We start from the raw sequence: 22,004 nt of genomic DNA on the forward strand, positions 1-22,004 counted from the left end.
ATGTCTATGTCATGCAATCGCATTAACAACGAAAATCAACTTTCGTCTGAAAATTGTTCTTCCTCCCCCTCTCACCTATTTCCCCTCAGCTCTCCCCAGCAAGTCGTCTGGCTTGACCAGATTCTTCGCCCTGACAGCACCTGTTACAATCTTGGTTCAGTTATTCTCATTGAGGGGGAGCTGGATGAAGCGCTGTTAGTACGCGCCTTTGAAACCGTTGTTAATCGTCATGATGGATTGCGCTTACGACTCGTTAATACCCAGGAATTACCACTGCAAGAACTGACAGACACTTTGCCCGTTTCCGTAACAATTCATGATTTCTCTGGTCATGCCAATTCAGAAGAACTTGCTGAGCAACATATTCGGGCAGCCCTGATACGTCCGTTCGATTTGAATGGTGAACTATGGCGCTTTGAGCTGCTGCGGGTGAATGATAACCGCTGGTACTGGCAGTTCAGTTGCCACCACCTGATTGCTGACGGGATAACGTTAGGACTTATCCCCGAAGAGATAGCCAACACTTATAGTCACTTAGCCAAAGGTGAGGAACTCACCGAAGCGGTTCCCTCTTATCTCGACTTTATTAAGGAGGACATCGCTTACCTGAACTCACAACGCTATAGACAAGACCGGCAATTTTGGCTGGAACGCTATAAAAATTTACCGCCCGCATTAATTCAACCATCAAATTCAAACAAAATAACAGAACACGAACACCCTGAACCTTTAATTTGGCAACTGGATAAGGCGATTTATCAGCGAATTGAAGATCTTGTGGCCGCACAAGGGTTATCTGTCCTGCATTTTATGTATGCCGTTCTGGCTAGTTACTTCTCACGCACCAGCCATGTTGAGGAAATTGTTCTTGGCATCCCCGTGCACAACCGTAAAAACGTCAAACAAAGACGCATGGCAGGGATGTTTTCATCCGTTATTCCCGTCGGTATTACCGTCACCCCGCATGATACTTTCCTCGATGTGATGGGAAAAACCGCAGCAGAATTGCGTCGTTGCTATAAACGTCAGCGTTTACCGATTGCAGAGCTGAACCGGCACATACAGGCCCAACAAAAGACCGGGCAAACTCAATTATTCGATATCATGCTGTCATTTGAGCAGATCGAAGTGAATGCCAGTATGCCAAACACCACTCTCGAATACTCAAAAATACAACGTGGTGCCCCATTCCCTCTCGTCGTTGCAATCCATCAATACGCCTTCGCCAACAGTAAAGATGCCCATAAACCTTACACACTTGAGTTTGATTATTCACCCGATTATCTGAGTCGTGCCGAAGCCATCGCGCTCCAATCCCGCCTGATGACACTGATAGAAGGTGCCCTCACGTCTCCGGAGACTCAGGTCCGCAACCTACCGATATTACCACTGGCAGAACACCAACAATTGTTGGTGGATTTCAATGCCACGCAGGCGGATTACCCGCAAAATGCTTTAGTTCATCCATTGTTTGAAACGCAGGCTGCACAGCAGCCTGATGCCACAGCCGTGATGTTTGCAGAACAAACACTCAGCTATGGCGAACTCAATCGCCGCGCCAACCGTTTAGCGCATCATCTGATTGCGCTGGGTGTTCGACCGGATGAACGGGTGGCGATTTGCGTTGAACGCAGTCTGGAGATGGTGGTGGGGTTACTCGCTATTCTCAAGGCCGGTGGTGCTTATGTTCCGCTCGACCCCGCCTACCCGACCGAACGGCTGACGTATATGCTCAGGGATTCGGCTCCGGTGGCATTACTCACCCAGACGGCCCTCGCTGAAACCCTGAACGGTGCCGTACCTGATGCCGGATACACAACCGTATTACTGGATACCCGGCAACCTTATCTGGCTGAACAGCCAACTCATAATCCGGATACTCAGGCTCTGGGGCTGGCATCACATCATGTGGCCTATGTGATCTACACGTCAGGTTCAACCGGATTACCCAAGGGGGTAGAAATGCCGCTTGCAGCGTTATCAAATTTGCTGCATTGGCACCGACATTCCCCTTCAACTCCCACCGGTACCGGTAAAACCCTGCAATTTGCTGCACTGGGATTCGATGTTGCTTTTCAGGAAATCTTTACCACCCTGTGTGAAGGTGGCTGCCTGATTCTGATTAATGAAGCCATGCGTCGGGAGCCTCAACAGTTCCTGCGGCTGATCCGGCAAAAACAGGTTGATCGTATTTTTCTTCCCTACATTGCCCTCCAGCACCTTGCGGAAGCCGCCAGTGACAGTGAGGACGATTTTTCTTATCTGGCTCATATTATTACTGCCGGTGAGCAATTACGTATTACACCCGCCATTCAGCGGTTCCTGCAACGGGCTGGTCACTGCCAGTTACATAATCACTATGGCCCGACAGAAAGCCATGTCGTAACGTCATATACCTTGGGCAAGGACATTGAACAGTGGTCAACGCTTCCTCCCATCGGCCGCCCGATAGCGAATACCCGGATTTATATTCTTGACGAGTATGGTCAGCCGGTGCCCCCTGGCATAACGGGAGAAATCCATATCGCGGGTGCGGGGGTTGCCCGTGGTTATTTGAACCGCCCCGAACTCACTGCCGAACGTTTCCTTGCCGACCCCTTCTCCGCCGATCCGAATGCCCGCATGTACAAAACCGGCGACCTCGGCCGCTGGCTGTCTGACGGCAATATCGAGTACCTCGGCCGCAATGATTTTCAGGTCAAGCTACGTGGCTTCCGTATTGAATTGGGGGAAATTGAGGCCCGGCTGATGCGGTGTCATGGGGTACGTGAAGCAGTAGTTATCGCCCGCGAAGATACGTCTTATGAACAAGTCGGGGATTATGAAAAAACAGGGAGCCAGAAGCGGCTGGTCGCTTATCTGCGTCCACTGGAGGGGGTTGAACTGGTTCCCGCTGAACTGCGTCAGCAACTCGCCGAACATCTGGCGGAGTATATGCTGCCCAGCGCCTTTGTCACGTTAGCGACTTTCCCGTTAACGCCTAACGGCAAACTTGACCGTAAGGCACTGCCTACCCCGGATTCATCTGCCGTGGTGACGCGCGGTTATGCAGTACCGGTCGGTGAAATGGAAATCGCTTTGGCGCAAATCTGGCAAGACTTGCTGGGATTAGAGCGAGTGGGCCGTCATGACCATTTCTTTGAACTGGGCGGTCATTCCCTGCTGGCTGTCCAGCTCGTAGCTCGCATACGTCAGACGCTGGCTAGGGAGTTGCCGCTACAACAGCTCTTTGCACAGCCTGTTCTGATGGCGTTGGCGCATACCATTACCGAGGCGGCCACAACCACTCAGGCCATGATTGCCGTGGCTGACCGCAGCCAGCCATTGCCATTATCTTTTGCCCAACAGCGTTTGTGGTTCCTGAGTCAGCTCGATCCGGCGGCAAGTCTGGCTTACCATATTCCCGTGGCATTGCGTCTGACTGGTGAACTTAACTTCCACGCCCTGACGACCGCACTGGAACGTCTGGTTGCCCGCCACGAGAGCTTACGGACTCGTTTTGTTCTGGTGGAAGGTCAACCCTGCCAACACATCGATCCCGCTGATATTGGTTTTGCCCTGTCCAGCCATGACCTGCGTCAGCTCGATCCGGCTCTGCACATCAGCCATATCACCAAACTCACTGACCTTGAGGCGCAAACCCCTTTCGGTTTTACTCAAGGCCCGCTTATTCGTGGTCAATTGTTGCAATTGACCGACGAAGAACATGTGTTATTGCTCACCCTGCATCACATTATTACTGATGGCTGGTCTATTGGTGTATTAGTACGCGAATTTGATGTTTTCTATCATGCCGTCCTCAACGGCTATGACGCTCCCTTGCCGCCTTTGCCGATTCAATATGTCGATTATGCTGTCTGGCAGCGTGAATGGTTGCAGGGAGACAACCTTACAGAACAACGGAATTTCTGGTATGCACAACTCGAAAATGCACCAGCCCTATTGTCACTTCCCACTGATCGGCCACGCCCGGCGGTACAAACTTATGTTGGCAGTCAGGTGCCCTTCCATCTTGATGCCAACGTACTGACATCACTTAAGTCACTTGGACAACGTCATAACACCACCTTATTTATGACGGTACTGGCAGCCTGGAGTATTGTCCTTGCCCGACTCAGTAGTCAGGATGATATTGTGATTGGTACGCCGGTCGCCAATCGCCCACACCGTGAGCTTGAAGGGTTAATGGGCTTTTTTGTCAATACGCTGGCTTTGCGTGTCCGGCTCAGTGATGACCTCAGCGTTGCTGACCTGCTTACCCAAGTCCGGGAGCAGGCACTCGCCGCCTATGCCCATCAGGATTTACCCTTCGAGCAAGTGGTAGAAACGTTACAGCCTGAACGCAGTCTCAGCTACAGCCCCATTTTTCAGGTGATGCTGGCCTTGGACAATACGCCGGTTCAAGAGCAGACTTCGTCCGGCTTACAGATCTCACGCATTGAACAGGTAAGTCATAGCGCACACTTTGATTTGATGTTGTTATTGACTGAAACCGACACTGGCCTGATTGGCGGATTGGAGTATGCGTCTGATCTGTTCGATTCCGCCACCGTTGAGCGTATGGTCGGCTATTTACAACGAGTGTTGGCAGCAATGGCAACCGATACAACCCAAGCCATTGCGCGTTTACCGATGTTGTCAGAATCGGAGCGGCAACAATTGTTGGTGGATTTCAACGCCACCCGCGCCGATTTCCCGCAAGATGCCCTGATCCACCAGCTATTTGAAGCTCAGGCGGCTCAATGCCCTGCTGCAACAGCCGTTATATGTGAAAACCAAACGCTCAGTTATGACGAATTAAACCGTCACGCCAATCGTCTGGCCCATCATCTGATTGCATTGGGGGTACGCCCGGATGATCGGGTGACCATTTGTGTTGAGCGCCGTCCCGAAATGGTGGTTGGCCTGCTCGCCATTCTCAAAGCCGGCGGGGCATATGTGCCGTTAGATCCGGCCTATCCCACCGAACGGCTGGCGTATATGCTGGAAGATTCAGCACCGGTGGTGATACTGACCCAAACGGCACTTATCGACAAGCTGAGCAGCCCTGTACCCAAGGTTCTGCTCGATAATATACTCGGCCCCCAAACACCATTCCTGACAGAACAGCCAGACCACAATCCCGATATGCAGGTTCTGGGGCTGACTTCACGCCATTTGGCGTATGTTATTTACACATCAGGATCTACCGGTCTGCCCAAAGGGGTGGCAATCGAACACCGCAATACCGTGAATTTCCTGACATGGGCACAACAAGTGTTCAGCCCGACGGAACTGGCACACACGTTGTTTGCCACTTCGCTGAATTTTGATCTGGCTGTGTACGAATGTTTTTCCCCTTTGCTCTCTGGCGGTACAGTGCACCTTGTCCCTGATGTGTTGTCGCTGGTTAACGCAGAATCAGCCATCACAAAACAGTCCATCAGCCTGATTAACACCGTGCCATCGGCTATCGCAAGACTGATTGAAGTTAATGCAGTACCCATGAGCGTCCGAACCATCAATTTAGCTGGTGAAGCCCTGAAATCACACGTTGTTGAACACTTATTTGCCCACACCCATGTCCAGAATGTATGCAATTTGTACGGCCCTTCTGAAACGACAACGTATTCAACGTGGGCACGAATGAACCGTGCAACGGGATTTGACAGCCATATCGGCCGCCCGATTGCCAATACCCGGATTTATCTCCTTGATTCTTATGGTCAACCGGTGCCACTTGGTGCTGTCGGTGAAATCCATATCGCCGGCGTGGGGGTTGCCCGCGGTTATCTGAATCGCCCTGAGTTGACCACCGAACGCTTCCTTTCCGATCCGTTCTCTTCCGAACCCGATGCACGTATGTACAAAACCGGTGACCTCGGCCGCTGGTTGTCTGATGGCAATATCGAATACCTTGGCCGCAATGACTTTCAGGTCAAAATACGCGGCTTCCGTATTGAGTTGGGTGAAATCGAAGCGCAACTGATGCAGTGTCACGGTGTGCGCGAAGCGGTGGTTATTTCCCGTGAAGATGAGTCCGGACAGCCGCGATTAGTCGCCTATTTACGTCCACAGGAGGGTGTTGAGTTACTTCCCAACGAACTGCGCCAACAACTTGCCCAACATCTTGCTGAGTATATGTTGCCCAGTGCCTTTGTGACGTTAGCGGCTTTCCCGTTAACGCCTAACGGTAAACTTGATCGTCAGGCGCTTCCTGCTCCGGATGCCTTCGCTGTTATCGCTCGCGGCTATGAAGCCCCGATCGGAGAGGCGGAAACTGCGCTGACGCAAATCTGGCAAGATCTGTTGGGGTTAGAGCAAGTCGGCCGTCATGACCATTTCTTTGAACTGGGCGGCCATTCGCTGATGATTGTCAGCCTGATTGAACGATTGTACAGCCTCGGCTGGCAACTTGACGTTCGCAGTGTGTTTTCTGCTCCCGTACTGTCTGCAATGGCACAGGCGATTCAGGGAGATTTTGATACCTTCTTTGTGCCGCCTAACCGTATTACTGACAGTTGCACCGCCATTACACCTGATATGCTGCCGTTGGTATCACTCTCCCAAGCTGAAATTGATGCGATCGTCGCAGCAACCCCCGGCGGGGCCGGCAATATACAGGATATCTATCCTCTGGCACCACTACAGGAAGGTATTCTGTTCCATCACCTGTTACAAACGCAAGGCGATACCTATCTGTTGCATTGCATGCTCGCCTTTGATACCCACAGCGACCTTGATGCTTTCCTGTCCGGCCTGCAACAAGTCATTGACCGCCACGATATCCTGCGTACCGCCGCCTGCTGGCAGGAATTGGTCAAACCGGTTCAGGTGGTTTGGCGTCAGGCATCGCTGCATGTCAATGTGTTCACGCCAGCGACGGCGGATGACGTGCCATCTCAATTACAGGCCCATGCTAACCCACGTGAAAGCCGTCTCGACCTCAGCCGGGCACCGCTGTTTGCCGCGGATATCGCCCATGATCCCGCACAAGACAGATGGCTGCTGGCCCTGCGCTTCCATCATCTTGTCAGCGACCATATGACTCTGGAGCTGATTTTTGCTGAGATTGCCCAGATACAACAAAGGCAAACCGAAGCACTGCCTGCGGCACTCCCTTACCGGAACTTTATTGCCCAGACGTTGAATGTGCCGACAGATCTGCATGAAGCGTATTTCCGTACTCAACTTGCTGATATCGACACCCCGACCGCGCCCTTCGGTGTCCTTTCAATGCAGGATGATAATGAACCTATCGTTGAAGCGCATCTCTCGCTCGATCCTGCCCTTGCGGAAGCGATCCGCGCTCAGGCCCGCCGTCTGGGCGTCAGTCCGGGGGTATTATTCCATGTCGCCTGGGCGCAAGTGCTGGCACAAACCAGCGGTTGCAACGAGGTTGTTTTCGGTTCTGTGCTGTCAGGCCGTCTACAGGGCGGTGCGGGCGCGTCCCGAACACTGGGGATGTTTATCAATACGCTGCCGGTACGGGTTTCTCTCACCGGTCATCGTGTGCAGGATGTGATACAGGCCACCTATCACAATTTAACGGCCCTACTGGAACACGAGCAGGCACCACTGGCGCTGGCACAGCGTTGCAGCGCCGTAGCGCAGCCAATGCCACTGTTCAGTGCGTTACTCAATTACCGTCACACTCAACTTAATGAGACGGACGTTATTGAGATGCCCCAGATAGGTATGCGTATTATCGCTATTGAAGAACGGACTAACTATCCCGTCACGTTGACAGTAGATGATACGAACGTCGGTTTCCGCCTCACAGCGCAAACAGTCACCCGTATTGATCCAACACGCATTACCACTTATCTGATGACCGCCATTCGTGGTCTGGTCGATGCGTTGGCTCATCATCCGCAACAGTTGATTCAAGCGCTGTCAATCCTGCCAGCGGCAGAGCAACAGCAATTATTGGTGGACTTTAATGCCACGCAGGTGGATTTCCCACAAAATGCCTTAATCCACCAACTGTTCGAAGTCCAAGTACAACATCATCCCGATGCGATCGCCGTCGTGTTTGGAGGCGAGTCATTAAGCTATGACGAACTGAACCGTCGTGCTAACCGTCTGGCCCATCATTTAATTACACTGGGCGTACGTCCTGACGATCGGGTGGCGATCTGTGTCGAGCGTAGTCCGCAACTTATTGTGGGTTTGCTCGCCATTCTTAAGGCGGGTGGGGCTTATCTGCCGCTTGACCCGACTTACCCGGCCGAACGGCTGGTGTATATGCTCGAGGATGCAGAGCCAGTAGCCTTGCTGACTCAAACACCCCATGTGGACAAACTGGGCAGCCATATCCCTGCTGTGTTGCTTGATGTACAAGAATCGTTTCTGGCAACACAACCGGCGCATAATCCGGACATTCAGGCACTGAATCTGACATCACGCCATCTGGCCTACGTGATTTACACATCAGGCTCCACCGGATTGCCTAAAGGGGTGATGGTCGAACACCGCAATGTGCTTCGCCTTATCATCAACGGGGGTTTTGCTGATATTGGCCCTGATGACTGTGTTGCCCACTGCGCCAATATTGCTTTTGACGCATCAACGTGGGAAATCTGGTCTGCCCTGCTCAATGGCGGGCGTCTGCATGTTGTTACACAATCCGTACTGCTTGATCCGGTGCGTTTCTGCGATTCCCTGATCAAGGGGCAAGTCACTGCGCTCTGGTTGACGGCGGGCTTATTCAATGAGTACCTTGATGCGCTCAAGCCCCTGTTCGGGCAGTTGCGTTACCTGCTTGTCGGCGGTGATGTACTCGACCCCAAAAAGATACAGCATGTTCAGTTGGCTGAATCGCGGCCTGCCTGTTTGATTAACGGATATGGCCCGACGGAAACTACCACGTTTGCCACAACCTATGCGATTACCTCACCCGTTGATGTGACTCGTTCTATTCCCATTGGCAGTCCGATTGCGAATACCCGAATCTATATCCTTGATCCCTACGGGCAACCGGTTCCTCTCGGGGCGACCGGTGAAATTCATATTGCCGGCGCTGGCGTTGCCCGCGGTTATCTGAACCAGCCCGGACTGACCGCAGAACGTTTCCTCGTCGATCCGTTCTCTTCAGATACAGATGCCCGCATGTACAAAACCGGTGACCTCGGCCGCTGGCTGTCCGATGGCAATATCGAATACCTCGGTCGCAATGATTTTCAGGTCAAACTGCGGGGTTTCCGGATTGAACTGGGTGAAATAGAGGCAAAACTTGAGCAATGTGATGGCGTGCGCGACGCGGTTGTGGTCGTCCGTGACGATAAACGTCTGGTCGCCTATGTGCAACCGATGGATGGCATTGAGTTGGTTCCGGCTGAACTGCGTCAGCAACTCGCCAGACATCTTGCGGAATATATGCTACCGAGTGCTTTTGTCACGCTTAAGGCTTTCCCGCTGACACCTAATGGCAAACTTGATCGTCAGGCACTCCCAGCCCCTGATTTATCGGCTGTGATCGCGCGCGGCTATGAAGCGCCTGTTAGTGAGACAGAAATTGCACTGGCCCGGATTTGGCAAAAATTGCTGGGACTGGAACAGGTTGGCCGCCATGACCATTTCTTTGAACTGGGTGGTCATTCACTGCTGGCTGTCCAACTCGTCGCGCATGTTCGTCAGGATCTGGCGCGGGAGTTGTCACTACAGCAACTCTTTGACCAACCGCTTCTGATGGAGTTGGCTCAAACGCTTACTGACGCTTCGACAACCGCTCCGCTAACAATTCCTGTGGCTGAGCGAAATAAGCCACTACCGCTCTCCTTTGCTCAACAGCGGTTATGGTTCCTGAGTCAACTCGATCAGGCAGCCAGTCTGGCCTATCATATTCCCGTGGCATTGCGCCTTACGGGGCAACTCAATCATCAGGCACTGAGCCACGCACTTGATAATCTGGTCGCCCGACAGGAAATCTTACATACCCGTTTTGTGCTGGTTGCAGGTCAACCCTGCCAGCAAATCGATCCTGTTGATACTGGCTTTACCTTGTCTTATCAAGACCTGCGCCCATTGACACCAGAAGAACGTCATCGCCGGATGACTGAGCTTGTCTCGCTTGAAGCCCAGACACCTTTTGATTTTATTCAAGGCCCGCTGATCCGGGGCCATTTGCTGCAACTGACAGACGAGGAACATGTTTTATTGCTCACCCACCATCATATTATCTCTGATGGCTGGTCTATCAGTGTGCTGATGCGCGAGTTGAGCACCCTCTATCGTGCGGCCCTTGATGGTGAAAGCGATCCCTTGCCGCCCCTGCCCATTCAATACGCTGACTATGCCGTCTGGCAGCGTCACTGGCTGCAAGAAACGGCCCTGACAACACAACGCGATTTCTGGTGCGCCCGGCTTGAAGAGGCTCCGGCCTTACTGGCACTGCCGACTGACCGTCCGCGCCCGACAGTACAATCCTTCACCGGAGGCCGGGTTCCTGTCCATTTTGACAGGGAGCTATTGGCATCACTGAAAGGATTCGGACAGCGCCATAACAGCACCCTGTTTATGGCTGTGCTGACTGGCTGGAGTATCGTCCTTGCCCGCCTCAGCGGACAGGATGATATCGTCATCGGCACACCGGTCGCTAACCGGCCCCATCATGAACTTGAAGGGTTAATGGGTTTCTTCGTCAATACGCTGGCCTTGCGTGTCTCGCTGCATAATTCCATCAGTGTCTCTGAACTGCTCAGTCAGGTTCGTGAACGGGCACTCGCGGCCTATGCCCATCAGGATCTGCCCTTTGAACAAGTGGTGGAAGCCCTACAGCCTGAGCGTAACCTGAGCTATAGTCCAATCTTTCAGGTCATGCTGGCCCTGAACAACACGCCATCTCAAACGCTGACGTTACCGGACCTCCGGTTCACACCGGTTGAACAGACGCATTACAGTGCTCATTTTGATTTAACCTTGTCACTGACTGAAACTGAAACCGGTTTAGTGGGTGATCTGGTTTATGCCGCTGATTTGTTCGATTCCGCAGCCATTGAACGTATGGTCGGTTACCTGAACAATGTGTTAGCTGCAATGGTGGCTGATGAAACACAATCCATTGCCACTTTGCCGATGTTACCCGCATCGGAGCGGCAACACCTGCTGGTGGACTTGAATACCACTCAGGCTGATTTCCCACAAGACGCGCTGATCCACCAACTGTTTGAAGCTCAGGCGGCAAACACTCCCGATGCCATTGCCGTCGTATTTGAGGGGCAGGCGCTCAGCTATGAGGAATTAAACTGCCGCGCTAATCGTCTGGCCCATTATTTGCTCACACTGGGTGTTCGCCCGGATGACCGCGTAGCGATGTGTGTCGAGCGCAGTCCGGAAATGGTGGTCGGCTTAATGGCTATCCTCAAAGCCGGAGGTGCTTATGTGCCGCTTGATCCTGCCTATCCCGCTGAGCGGTTGACTTATATGCTTGAGGACGCGGCACCGGGAGTATTGCTGACACAAGAAACGCTGGCCGGCAAACTGCCCGATTCAGTCCCTGTGATACTGCTCGATAGCCAAGGCTTACTACTGGCTTCACAGCCAGCCCACAATCCGGATACTCAGGCATTAGGGCTGACATCCCGCCATCTGGCTTATGTCATCTATACTTCCGGCTCCACAGGGTTGCCTAAAGGGGTCATGGTTGAACATCGCGGCTTAAGTAACCTGATTACGACACAGCAGGATGCCTTAGCGATCACACCAGACAGCCGTATCCTGCAATTTGCTTCAAACAGTTTCGATGCCAGTATCTGGGAATGCTGCATGGCACTTTTGGGTGGCGCTCGTCTCCATCTTGCCCGCCGTACTCATCTTTTACCCGGCCCTGCATTGCAGGAGGTGTTAGAAACGCAGGCCATTACACACACACTTCTGTCCCCAACGGCACTGGCAGCCATGGATGCCATACCTGAAACACTGGAAACGCTGCTCGTGGGTGGTGAAGCCTGCCCAGCTTCACAGGTTAAACGCTGGTCAGAAGGACGGCGTATGCTGAACGCTTATGGCCCTACTGAAATTACAGTTTGTGCGGCGATGTATCTGTGTGACAGTCAGGAACAAAGCGCGCCACCTATTGGTCGCCCCATTGCCAACACCCAAATCTATATCCTTGATCCTGAGGGCCAGCCTGTACCTGTCGGAGTAACCGGCGAAATCTATATCGCAGGTGCCGGCGTTGCCCGTGGCTATCTGAACCGCCCCGAACTGACTGCGGAACGTTTCCTTACTGATCCATTCTCTTCAGAACCTGATGCCCGCATGTACAGAACCGGTGACCTTGGACGCTGGCGTGCTGATGGCAATGTTGAATACCTCGGACGCAATGATTTTCAGGTCAAATTGAGGGGCTTCCGGATTGAACTTGGCGAAATTGAAGCCAAACTGGTGCAATGCCAAGGCGTGCGTGAAGCTATCGTCCTTATTCGCGAAGATGAGCCGAACCAAAAACGTCTGGTCGCTTATTTGTGTTGCCAGACCGGCGTTAAACTACTTCCGGCTGAACTACGCCAGCAACTTTCCCTGCATCTTGCGGAGTATATGCTGCCCAGCGCGTTTGTCACGCTTGAGGCTTTTCCGCTGACACCCAATGGCAAGCTTGATCGTCAGGCGCTTCCTGCGCCTGATGTGTCCGCTTTGGTCGCAAATCACTATGAATCGCCAATCGGTGAAGCAGAAATCGCTCTTGCCCAGATCTGGCAAAATCTATTAGGGCTGAAACACGTCAGCCGCCACGACCATTTCTTTGAACTGGGCGGGCATTCGCTGATGATCGTCAGCCTCATTGAAGAATTGCGTGGCAGTGGTTGGCAACTTGATGTTCGCAGTGTGTTCGCTACACCGGTGCTTGCTGATATGGCAAAAGCGGCTCAGCGTGATGCCGACGCGTTTGTCGTACCGCCTAACCCAATCCCTGATGGCTGTACCGCTATCACGCCTGATATGTTGCCACTGGTTTCCCTGTCCCAGACTGAGATTGACGCCATTATCAGTAATATTCCTGATGGCGCGGCTAATGTTCAGGATATCTATCCGCTGGCCCCGTTGCAGGAAGGTATTTTGTTCCATCACCTGTTACAGACACAAGGTGATGACTATCTGTTACAAGTCTTACTTGCCTTTCATACCCGCGAGCGCCTTGATGCTTTTCTGGGTGCTTTGCAACAAGTTATCGACCGCTATGATATCCTGCGCACCGCGGTCTGCTGGCAGGATCTGGCAAAACCTGTTCAGGTGGTTTGGTGTCAGGCACTTTTGCCCATCAATGTGTTTACCCCGACGACGGGAGATGATGTTACCACCCAGTTGCGGGCTCACACTGATCCGCGCCGGCATCGTATCGATCTGACTCAGGCTCCCTTGTTCGCGGCTGATATTGCTCACAATTCGGCCCAAAATGAGTGGCTGCTGGCCCTGCGTTTTCATCATGTCGTCAGCGATCATATGACGCTGGAACTTATCTTCGCGGAAATTGACCAGATTCTACAGGGAAATACTGAGGCATTGCCTGTTGCCGTGCCCTATCGCAACTTTATTGCCCAAACCCTGAGTGTACCGGTTTCAGTACATGAAGCTTACTTCCGCGAACAACTCGCCGATATCGACGAACCAACGGCTCCGTTTGGTGTTCTCACCATGCCAAAAGCTATTTCAAAGCACAGGGAGTTACCCGAAGACAGTGAAACCGTAGCAAAAGCCACGCTTTCACTCAGTCCCGATCTGGCAGAAGCCGTCCGCATTCAGGCACGCCGTCTGGGCGTCAGCCCCAGCGTATTATTCCATGTCGCCTGGGCTCAGGTACTGGCAAAAACCAGCGGTCGTGATGATGTCGTCTTCGGCTCCGTACTTTTGGGCCGCCTGCAAGGTGTCGCGGGTGCTAATCAAACACTGGGGATGTTCATCAATACCCTGCCTGTGCGAATTTCCCTGAGCGGACGCAATGTGCAGGAAATTGTGCAGGATGCCTATCGCAACCTGACAACATTGCTGGAACATGAGCAGGCACCATTGGCATTGGCACAACGGTGCAGTGGCGTGGCACAACCGATGCCGCTGTTCAGTGCGTTGCTGAATTACCGCCATAGTCAAACCGGTCAGGGAGATAAGACTGGCACAATATGGGCAGATATGCGCGTGCTCACTGCCAAAGAGCGGACTAATTATCCCATTACGCTGTCAGTGGATGATTTAGGCAGCGGTTTCCAACTTACTGCGCTGACCGTCACTGAAATCTCGCCGGATCAAGTCACCGCCTATCTGGCGACTGCCGTCAAAGGGTTGATCGATGCTTTGGTTCACAATCCGCAACAATGGGTTCTGGATGTTCCGGTTTTACCGGAAGCCGAACGGCAACAACTGCTGGAGGACTTCAACACAACTCAGGCAGATTTTCCACAAGATGCGTTGATCCACCAGCGGTTTGAGGCTCAGGTATTACAACGCCCCAATGCTACCGCTGCGATTTACGAAGGCCAGACACTGAGCTATGACGAGCTGAACCAACGCGCTAATCGTCTGGCGCATCATTTGATTACGTTAGGTGTGCGTCCGGATGATCGCGTAGCAATCTGTACCGAACGTAGTCTGGAAATGGTAATCGGCTTACTGGCTATCCTCAAGGCAGGCGGGGCTTATCTCCCTCTCGACCCGACCTATCCGGTTGAACGACTGGCTTATATGCTCAGGGATGCAACCCCTGTGGCTTTACTGACCCAAACTAAGTGGATTGATAAGCTTACCAGCGCGTTGCCTACGATCTTACTTGATACTTTACTGAACGATGATGTCATGGGTGATGAACTCAATGTTCAGGCGCCGTTCCTGATGACACAACCGACTGACAATCCGGATGTTCAGGCACGAGGCCTGACATCACGTCATCTGGCCTGTGTGATTTACACTTCGGGTTCAACCGGTCAGCCAAAAGGCGTGATGATCGAGCACCGCAGTGTCCTTCGCCTGATTATCAATAATCGCTTTGCTGATATCGGGCCTGATGACTGCATTGCCCATTGTGCCAATATTTCATTTGATGCCGCGACCTGGGAAGTGTGGTCTGCTCTGGCTCATGGGGCGCGGGTTCTGTTGATTCCGGAAAAAACCCTGCTGCAACCCGCCCGGTTTAGTCAGTGCCTGATATCGGAAAAGGTCAGTGCGCTATTCCTCACCACGACACTGTTTAACCAATATGCGGATTTGATTGCGCCATCATTATCTGGCTTACGTTATGTGCTTTTCGGTGGTGAACAAACTAATACCCATTCAGCCATTCGCCTCAAAGCTGAACATCCGCCACAACATTTACTGAATGTCTACGGGCCAACGGAGACAACCACTTTTGCCACCACCTATGAAATACCTTTCATAGAAGATAAATGGGACGAAAGTGAAATTAAAATCCCTATCGGTCAACCGATCTCTAATACCCGGATCTATATTCTGGACAGGCAAGGCCAACCTGCGCCTCTTGGGGTTGCCGGCGAAATCTATATCGCGGGGGTCGGCGTTGCCCGTGGCTATATGAATCGCCCTGAACTGACTGCCGAGCGCTTCCTTGCCGATCCGTTCTCCTCCGATCCCGATGCCCGCATGTATAAAACCGGTGACCTCGGTCGTTGGCTGCCCGATGGCAATGTTGAATACCTCGGTCGCAATGATTTTCAGGTCAAACTGCGTGGTTTCCGTATTGAACTGGGTGAAATCGAGGCAGGACTCAGACAATGCCACGGTGTGCGTGAAGCTGTGGTACTGATTCGCGAAGATCAGCCGAACCAAAAACGGTTGGTCGCTTATTTGTGTTCCCAGACCGGCGTTAAACTGGTTCCGGCTGAACTGCGCCAGCAACTCGCCCGGCATCTTGCCGAGTATATGTTGCCCAATGCCTTTATCATGCTTGATGCTTTCCCGCTGACCCCTAATGGCAAACTTGATCGGCAGGCACTCCCTGCCCCTGATTTATCGGCTGTGGTCACACGTGGCTACGAGGTTCCTGTTGGCGAGACAGAAATTGCACTGGCCCGGATTTGGCAAGATTTACTGGGACTGGAACGCGTCGGTCGCTATGACCACTTCTTTGAACTGGGCGGGCATTCGCTGCTGGCTGTCCAGCTCGCGGCGCGTGTACGTCAGGTACTGGCACGAGAATTACCGTTACAACAACTGTTTGATCAACCCCTTCTGACCGATTTGGCCCGAGTGCTTATCGCTGTTCCGATAACAAATCAGGTCGCAATCCCGGTGGCTGACCGTAACCAGCCACTGCCACTGTCTTTCGCCCAGCAACGCTTGTGGTTCCTCGGTCAACTCGATCCGGCAGCCAGCCTGGCTTATCATATCCCCGTGGCATTACGCCTTATGGGTCAACTTAATCGCCATGCGTTGACCCGTGCACTCGACAATTTGGTTGCCCGACAGGAAATTCTACGCACCCGCTTTGTACTGGTTACAGGCCAGCCTTGTCAGCAAATTGATCCTGCGGATATTGGCCTTACCCTGTCTTACCAAGACCTGCGCGCACTGGCATCAGATGCACACATTAACCGTATCACTGAAATTGCGACCCTCGAAACCCAGACGCCTTTTGACTTTACCCAAGGCCCGCTGATCCGGGGCCATTTGCTGCAACTGGCAGATGAAGAACATGTATTACTGATCACCCAGCATCATATTATTTCTGACGGCTGGTCCATCGGTGTGCTGATACATGAAATGGGGGTTCTCTACCGTGCGGCCCTTGACGGACAAGATGCGCCATTACCTCCCCTGCCCATTCAGTACGCGGACTATGCCGTATGGCAACGTGACGGGCTGCAAGCAACCGCCCTTGCTGCACAACGTGATTTCTGGTGTACCCAACTCAAAGGTGCTCCGGCCCTGCTGGCACTCCCGACCGATCGCCAGCGTCCGGCGGGACAATCCTTCGTCGGTGGCCGGGTTCCTATCCATTTTGATGCTGACTTATTGGCTTCGCTGAAAGGGCTGGGACAGCGCCATAACAGCACCTTGTTTATGGTTGTGCTGACAGCGTGGAATATCGTACTCGCCCGGCTCAGTGGTCAGGATGATATCGTTATCGGTACACCCGTTGCTAACCGCCAGCGCCAAGAACTTGAAGGAATGATCGGTTTCTTCGTCAATACCCTCGCTCTGCGCGTCACGCTGAATGATTCCTCCCGTGTTGCCGATTTGCTCACACAGGTCCGGGAACGGGCATTTGCCGCCTATGCCCATCAGGATCTGCCCTTTGAGCAAGTCGTGGAAGCCCTACAACCTGAACGCAGTCTCAGTTACAGCCCGATCTTTCAGGTGATGTTGGCCTTAAACAACACGCCGATCCAAGATTTGGCGTTATCTGGTTTACAACTCACCCCGATTGAACAAGTGCACCAGAGCGCTCACTTCGATTTAACGTTGTCATTAACTGAAGCCGACTCGGGTCTGGCAGGCGAACTGGCTTATGCCATTGACCTGTTTGACTCTACAACCATTGAGCGCATGGTGGGTTATTTGGCAAATGTACTGGCAGCAATGGCGGCGGATGAGACGCAGATCATTGCTACTTTGCCGATGCTGCCCCTGTCAGAGCAACAACAATTACTGGAAGGGTTCAATGCTCATCAGGTTGATTTTCCGCAAGACACACTGATTCACCAACTGTTTGAAGCTCAGGCAACACGCCGTCCTGATGCCGTTGCCGTCGTATTTGAGGAACAGACTCTCAGTTATGGCGAGCTAAACTGCCGGGCCAATCGTCTGGCTCATCATCTGATTGCGCTGGGCGTGCGTCCTGATGATCGGGTCGCGATTTGTGTCGAGCGCAGTCTGGAAATGGTGATTGGCTTACTTGCTATCCTCAAAACTGGTGGGGCTTATGTCCCGCTTGATCCGGCCTATCCTGCCGATCGGCTGGCCTATATGCTTGAGGATTCGGCACCGGTGGTAATACTGACTCAGGCAACGTTAACCGACAAACTCACCAGCGCCTTGCCTACGGTTTTACTTGATGATCAGGCATCGTTCCTGACAACACAGCGAACCGATAACCCAGACCCTCAAACGCTGGGACTGACATCACGGCATTTGGCCTATGTCATTTATACGTCGGGGTCGACCGGAAAACCCAAAGGTGTCATGGTCGGGCACGCCAATGTCATTCGCCTGTTAGCCGCAACACAGGATCGCTTCCGGTTTGATGACAACGATGTATGGACGCTGTTCCACTCCTTTGCTTTTGATTTCTCAGTATGGGAATTGTGGGGAGCCTTGTCTTACGGTGGTCGGTTGGTTGTTATTTCCGCCGATTGCGCCCGCTCACCACAAATGTTCTATTCACTGCTGTGTCGTGAACGGGTCACTGTCCTGAATCAAACACCCAGTGCTTTCCGTCAGTTGATTGCGGCTCAGGATGCTACCCCGCACTCTCTGCGCTGTATCATATTCGGAGGGGAAGCATTAGAACTGCATACACTTGCCCCGTGGGTTGCCCGTAACCCTACCCGACAAACTCGTCTGGTGAATATGTATGGCATCACCGAAATTACCGTGCATGCCACCTACCGTGAACTGACAGAATCCGATATCAACTCAGGGCGCGGTAGCCTGATTGGTCAGCCACTGTCCGATCTGCGGATATATATTCTCGACGCTTATGGTCAACCGGCTCCTCTGGGGGTGGCCGGTGAAATCTATATCGTCGGTGCAGGGGTTACCCGTGGCTACCTGAACCGGCCTGAACTGACCGCAGAACGCTTCCTTGCCGATCCGTTCTTACCGGATTCAGATACCCGTATGTATAAAACGGGTGACTTAGGTCGCTGGCTGTCCGATGGTAATATCGAATACCTTGGCCGCAATGATTTTCAGGTCAAGATACGCGGATTCCGGATTGAACTCGGCGAAATTGAGGCACGGCTTGAGCAATGTTCCGGTGTGCGCGAAGCGGTGGTTCTGGCGCGCGAAGACGAACCCAATCAGAAACGTCTGGTCGCCTATCTGCTGCCTCAGACGGGTGTTTCACTGGTTCCCGCCGAATTACGTCAACAACTCACACAGCACCTTGCTGAGTACATGTTGCCCAGTGCTTTTGTGACGCTCGATGCTTTCCCTCTGACTCCGAATGGGAAACTTGACCGCCGCGCACTGCCTGCGCCTGATTCATCCGCTATGGTGGTACGCAGCTATGAATCCCCGATTGGCGAAATGGAAACCGCTCTCGCCCGAATCTGGCAAAATCTCTTAGGGCTGGAGCGGGTCGGTCGGCATGATCACTTCTTCGAACTCGGCGGGCATTCTCTGATGATTGTCAGCCTGATTGAAGAACTGAGAAACATCGGTTGGCAACTCGACGTTCGCAGCGTGTTTGTCGCTCCTGTTCTTGTCGATATGGCACGAGCTGTCCAGCGGAATGTTGACACCTTTGTTGTGCCACCTAATCGTATTCCTCAGGATTGCACGGCTATCACGCCGGATATGTTGCCTCTGGTTTCACTGTCTCAGACAGAGATCGATACCATCGTCGCGACGATTCCCGGCGGCGCGGTCAATGTGCAGGATATCTATCCACTGTCACCATTGCAGGAAGGTATTCTGTTCCATCACCTGTTGCAGACACAAGGTGACAATTATCTGCTGCAAAGCTTGCTCGCTTTTGATACCCGTGAACGCCTTGATACTTTTCTGACGGCCCTGCAACAAGTCATTGACCGCCATGATATCCTGCGCACCTCTGTTTACTGGCAAGAGCTGGCACAACCCGTTCAGGTTGTCTGGCGTCAGGCACCGTTGGTGGTTAACGTTTTCAACCCAACCACAACCGATGATGTCGCTGCCCAACTAAGGATTCACACAGATCCACGTCGGCATCGTATCGATCTGAATCGCGCACCGCTGTTTATCGCGGATATCGCTCACGGCATTATCACTCACGGCATAGCACAGGATGAATGGCTGCTGGCCCTGCGCTTCCATCATCTGGTCAGTGACCATATGACACTGGAGCTGATTTTTGCGGAAGTTGCGCTCATGTTGCAAGGAAAATTGCAGGGAAATACGGATATGCTGCCCGCTGTACTGCCCTATCGCAACTTTATCGCCCAGACGCTGAACGTACCTGCTTCCGATCATGAAGCGTATTTCCGCGAGCAACTTGCTGATATCAGTGAGCCAACTGCGCCGTTTGGTGTGCTCAAAGTCCCTACTGACAGCGAGTGCGTTACGGAAGCGCGTCTCTCTATTACATCCAAACAGGCAGAAACCATACGTTCCCAAGCGCGCCGTTCAGGAGTCAGTCCAAGTGTTCTGTTCCATGTTGCATGGGCTCAGGTACTGGCACAAACCAGCGACCGTAATGATGTCGTATTCGGTTCTGTATTATTGGGCCGGCTTCAGGGCGGAGCAGGGGCTGAACGCGTACTGGGAATGTTTATTAATACCCTGCCGATGCGGGTTTCCCTGAGCAACCGCACCGTTCAGGAAGTGGTGCAGGACACTTACCACAATTTGATGATGCTGTTGGAGCACGAACAGGCCCCATTGGTATTGGCACAACGTTGCAGCGGCGTGCCACAGTCTATGCCGCTGTTCAGTACGTTGCTGAATTACCGCCACAGCCAGACCAGCGAGGCTGAGGGAATTGATACAACCTGGGCAGGCATACGCGTTCTGTCCGCAGAAGAGAGAACCAACTATCCAATCACTCTGTCAGTAGATGATTTGGGTGTCAGTTTCCAACTGACCGCCCAAGCAGTGGCGGGTATCGAACCCGCCCGGGTTATCAATTATCTGGCTACGGCGATTGGCGGTTTGATTGATGCGCTGGCTCGTGACCCGCAACAGTTGATTCGAAATGTATCAATCCTGCCCGCCACAGAACAGCAACAATTACTGGTCGATTTCAATGCCACTCAGGTAGACCTGCCACACAATACCCTGATACAGCAATTGTTCGAAGCTCACGCGGCGCATCATCCCGATGCCACTGCCATCGTATTTGAAGAGCAAACTCTCAGTTACGGTGAGCTGAACCGCCGTGCTAATCAGTTGGCCCACTATCTGATGACACTGGGTGTACAACCCGATGATCGGGTCGCGATATGTATCGAGCGTAGCCCGGAGCTGATCGTTGGTCTGCTCGCTATCCTCAAGGCCGGCGGCGCTTATGTTCCGCTTGACCCAAGCTATCCGACCGAACGGTTGGTTTATATGCTTGAAGATTCGGCTCCCGTCGTCTTGTTGACCCAAGCGACACAAGCCGACAAGTTACCCCGTTCTGAGTCTGTGATCTCTGTGCCTGTTTCTGTCCCTATCGTGGTACTCGACACGCAGGCAGCGCGACTGGCGGAACAACCGACCTGTAACCCAGACGCACAGACATTGGGACTAATGCCACACCATCTGGCATACGTGATTTATACCTCAGGCTCTACCGGTCTTCCCAAAGGCGTCATGATTGAGCATCGTAATGTCCTTCGCCTGATTATTGATAATGGCTTTACGGATATCAGGCCCGATGATTGCGTTGCTCATTGCGCCAATATTGCCTTCGACGCATCGACATGGGAAATTTGGTCTGCCCTGCTCAATGGTGCACGCCTGCATATTGTTTCCCAATCCGTTTTACTTGATCCGGTGCGTTTCTGCGATTCACTGACCCAGGGGCAGGTTACTGCGCTCTGGCTGACCGCCGGTTTATTCAACGAATATCACCACCATCTTGAGCCGGTATTTGGTCAACTGCGTTACCTGCTGGCGGGTGGAGATGTGCTTGACCCAAGAAAGATACGGGCTGTTCAGTTGGCTGAGTCACAACCCGCCATGCTGATCAATGGATACGGCCCCACGGAAACAACAACCTTTGCCGCAACTTACGCGATTGCATCACCTGTCGATGTTGCCCGCTCTATTCCCATCGGCCGGCCAATTGCCAATACCCAAATCTATATTCTTGACGAATATGGACAACCCGTTCCCTTTGGTGTGACCGGAGAAATTCACATCGCCGGCATGGGGGTTGCCCGCGGTTACCTGAA

At 52.8% G+C, this 22,004-nt stretch carries 1 protein-coding gene (running past one end of the window); it reads left to right on the forward strand.

Annotated features, from left to right (window positions below):
- Positions 1-22,004: the 5' portion of a non-ribosomal peptide synthetase gene (locus tag AAC854_RS01780; RefSeq protein ID WP_340615636.1), read on the forward strand. It continues 808 nt past the right edge of the window; 22,004 of the gene's 22,812 nt are visible here — the first part of the coding sequence; it begins with the start codon at positions 1-3; its stop codon lies off the right edge, out of view.

The sequence above is a fragment of the Xenorhabdus entomophaga genome (genome assembly GCF_037996725.1).
Lineage (GTDB): Bacteria > Pseudomonadota > Gammaproteobacteria > Enterobacterales > Enterobacteriaceae > Xenorhabdus > Xenorhabdus khoisanae.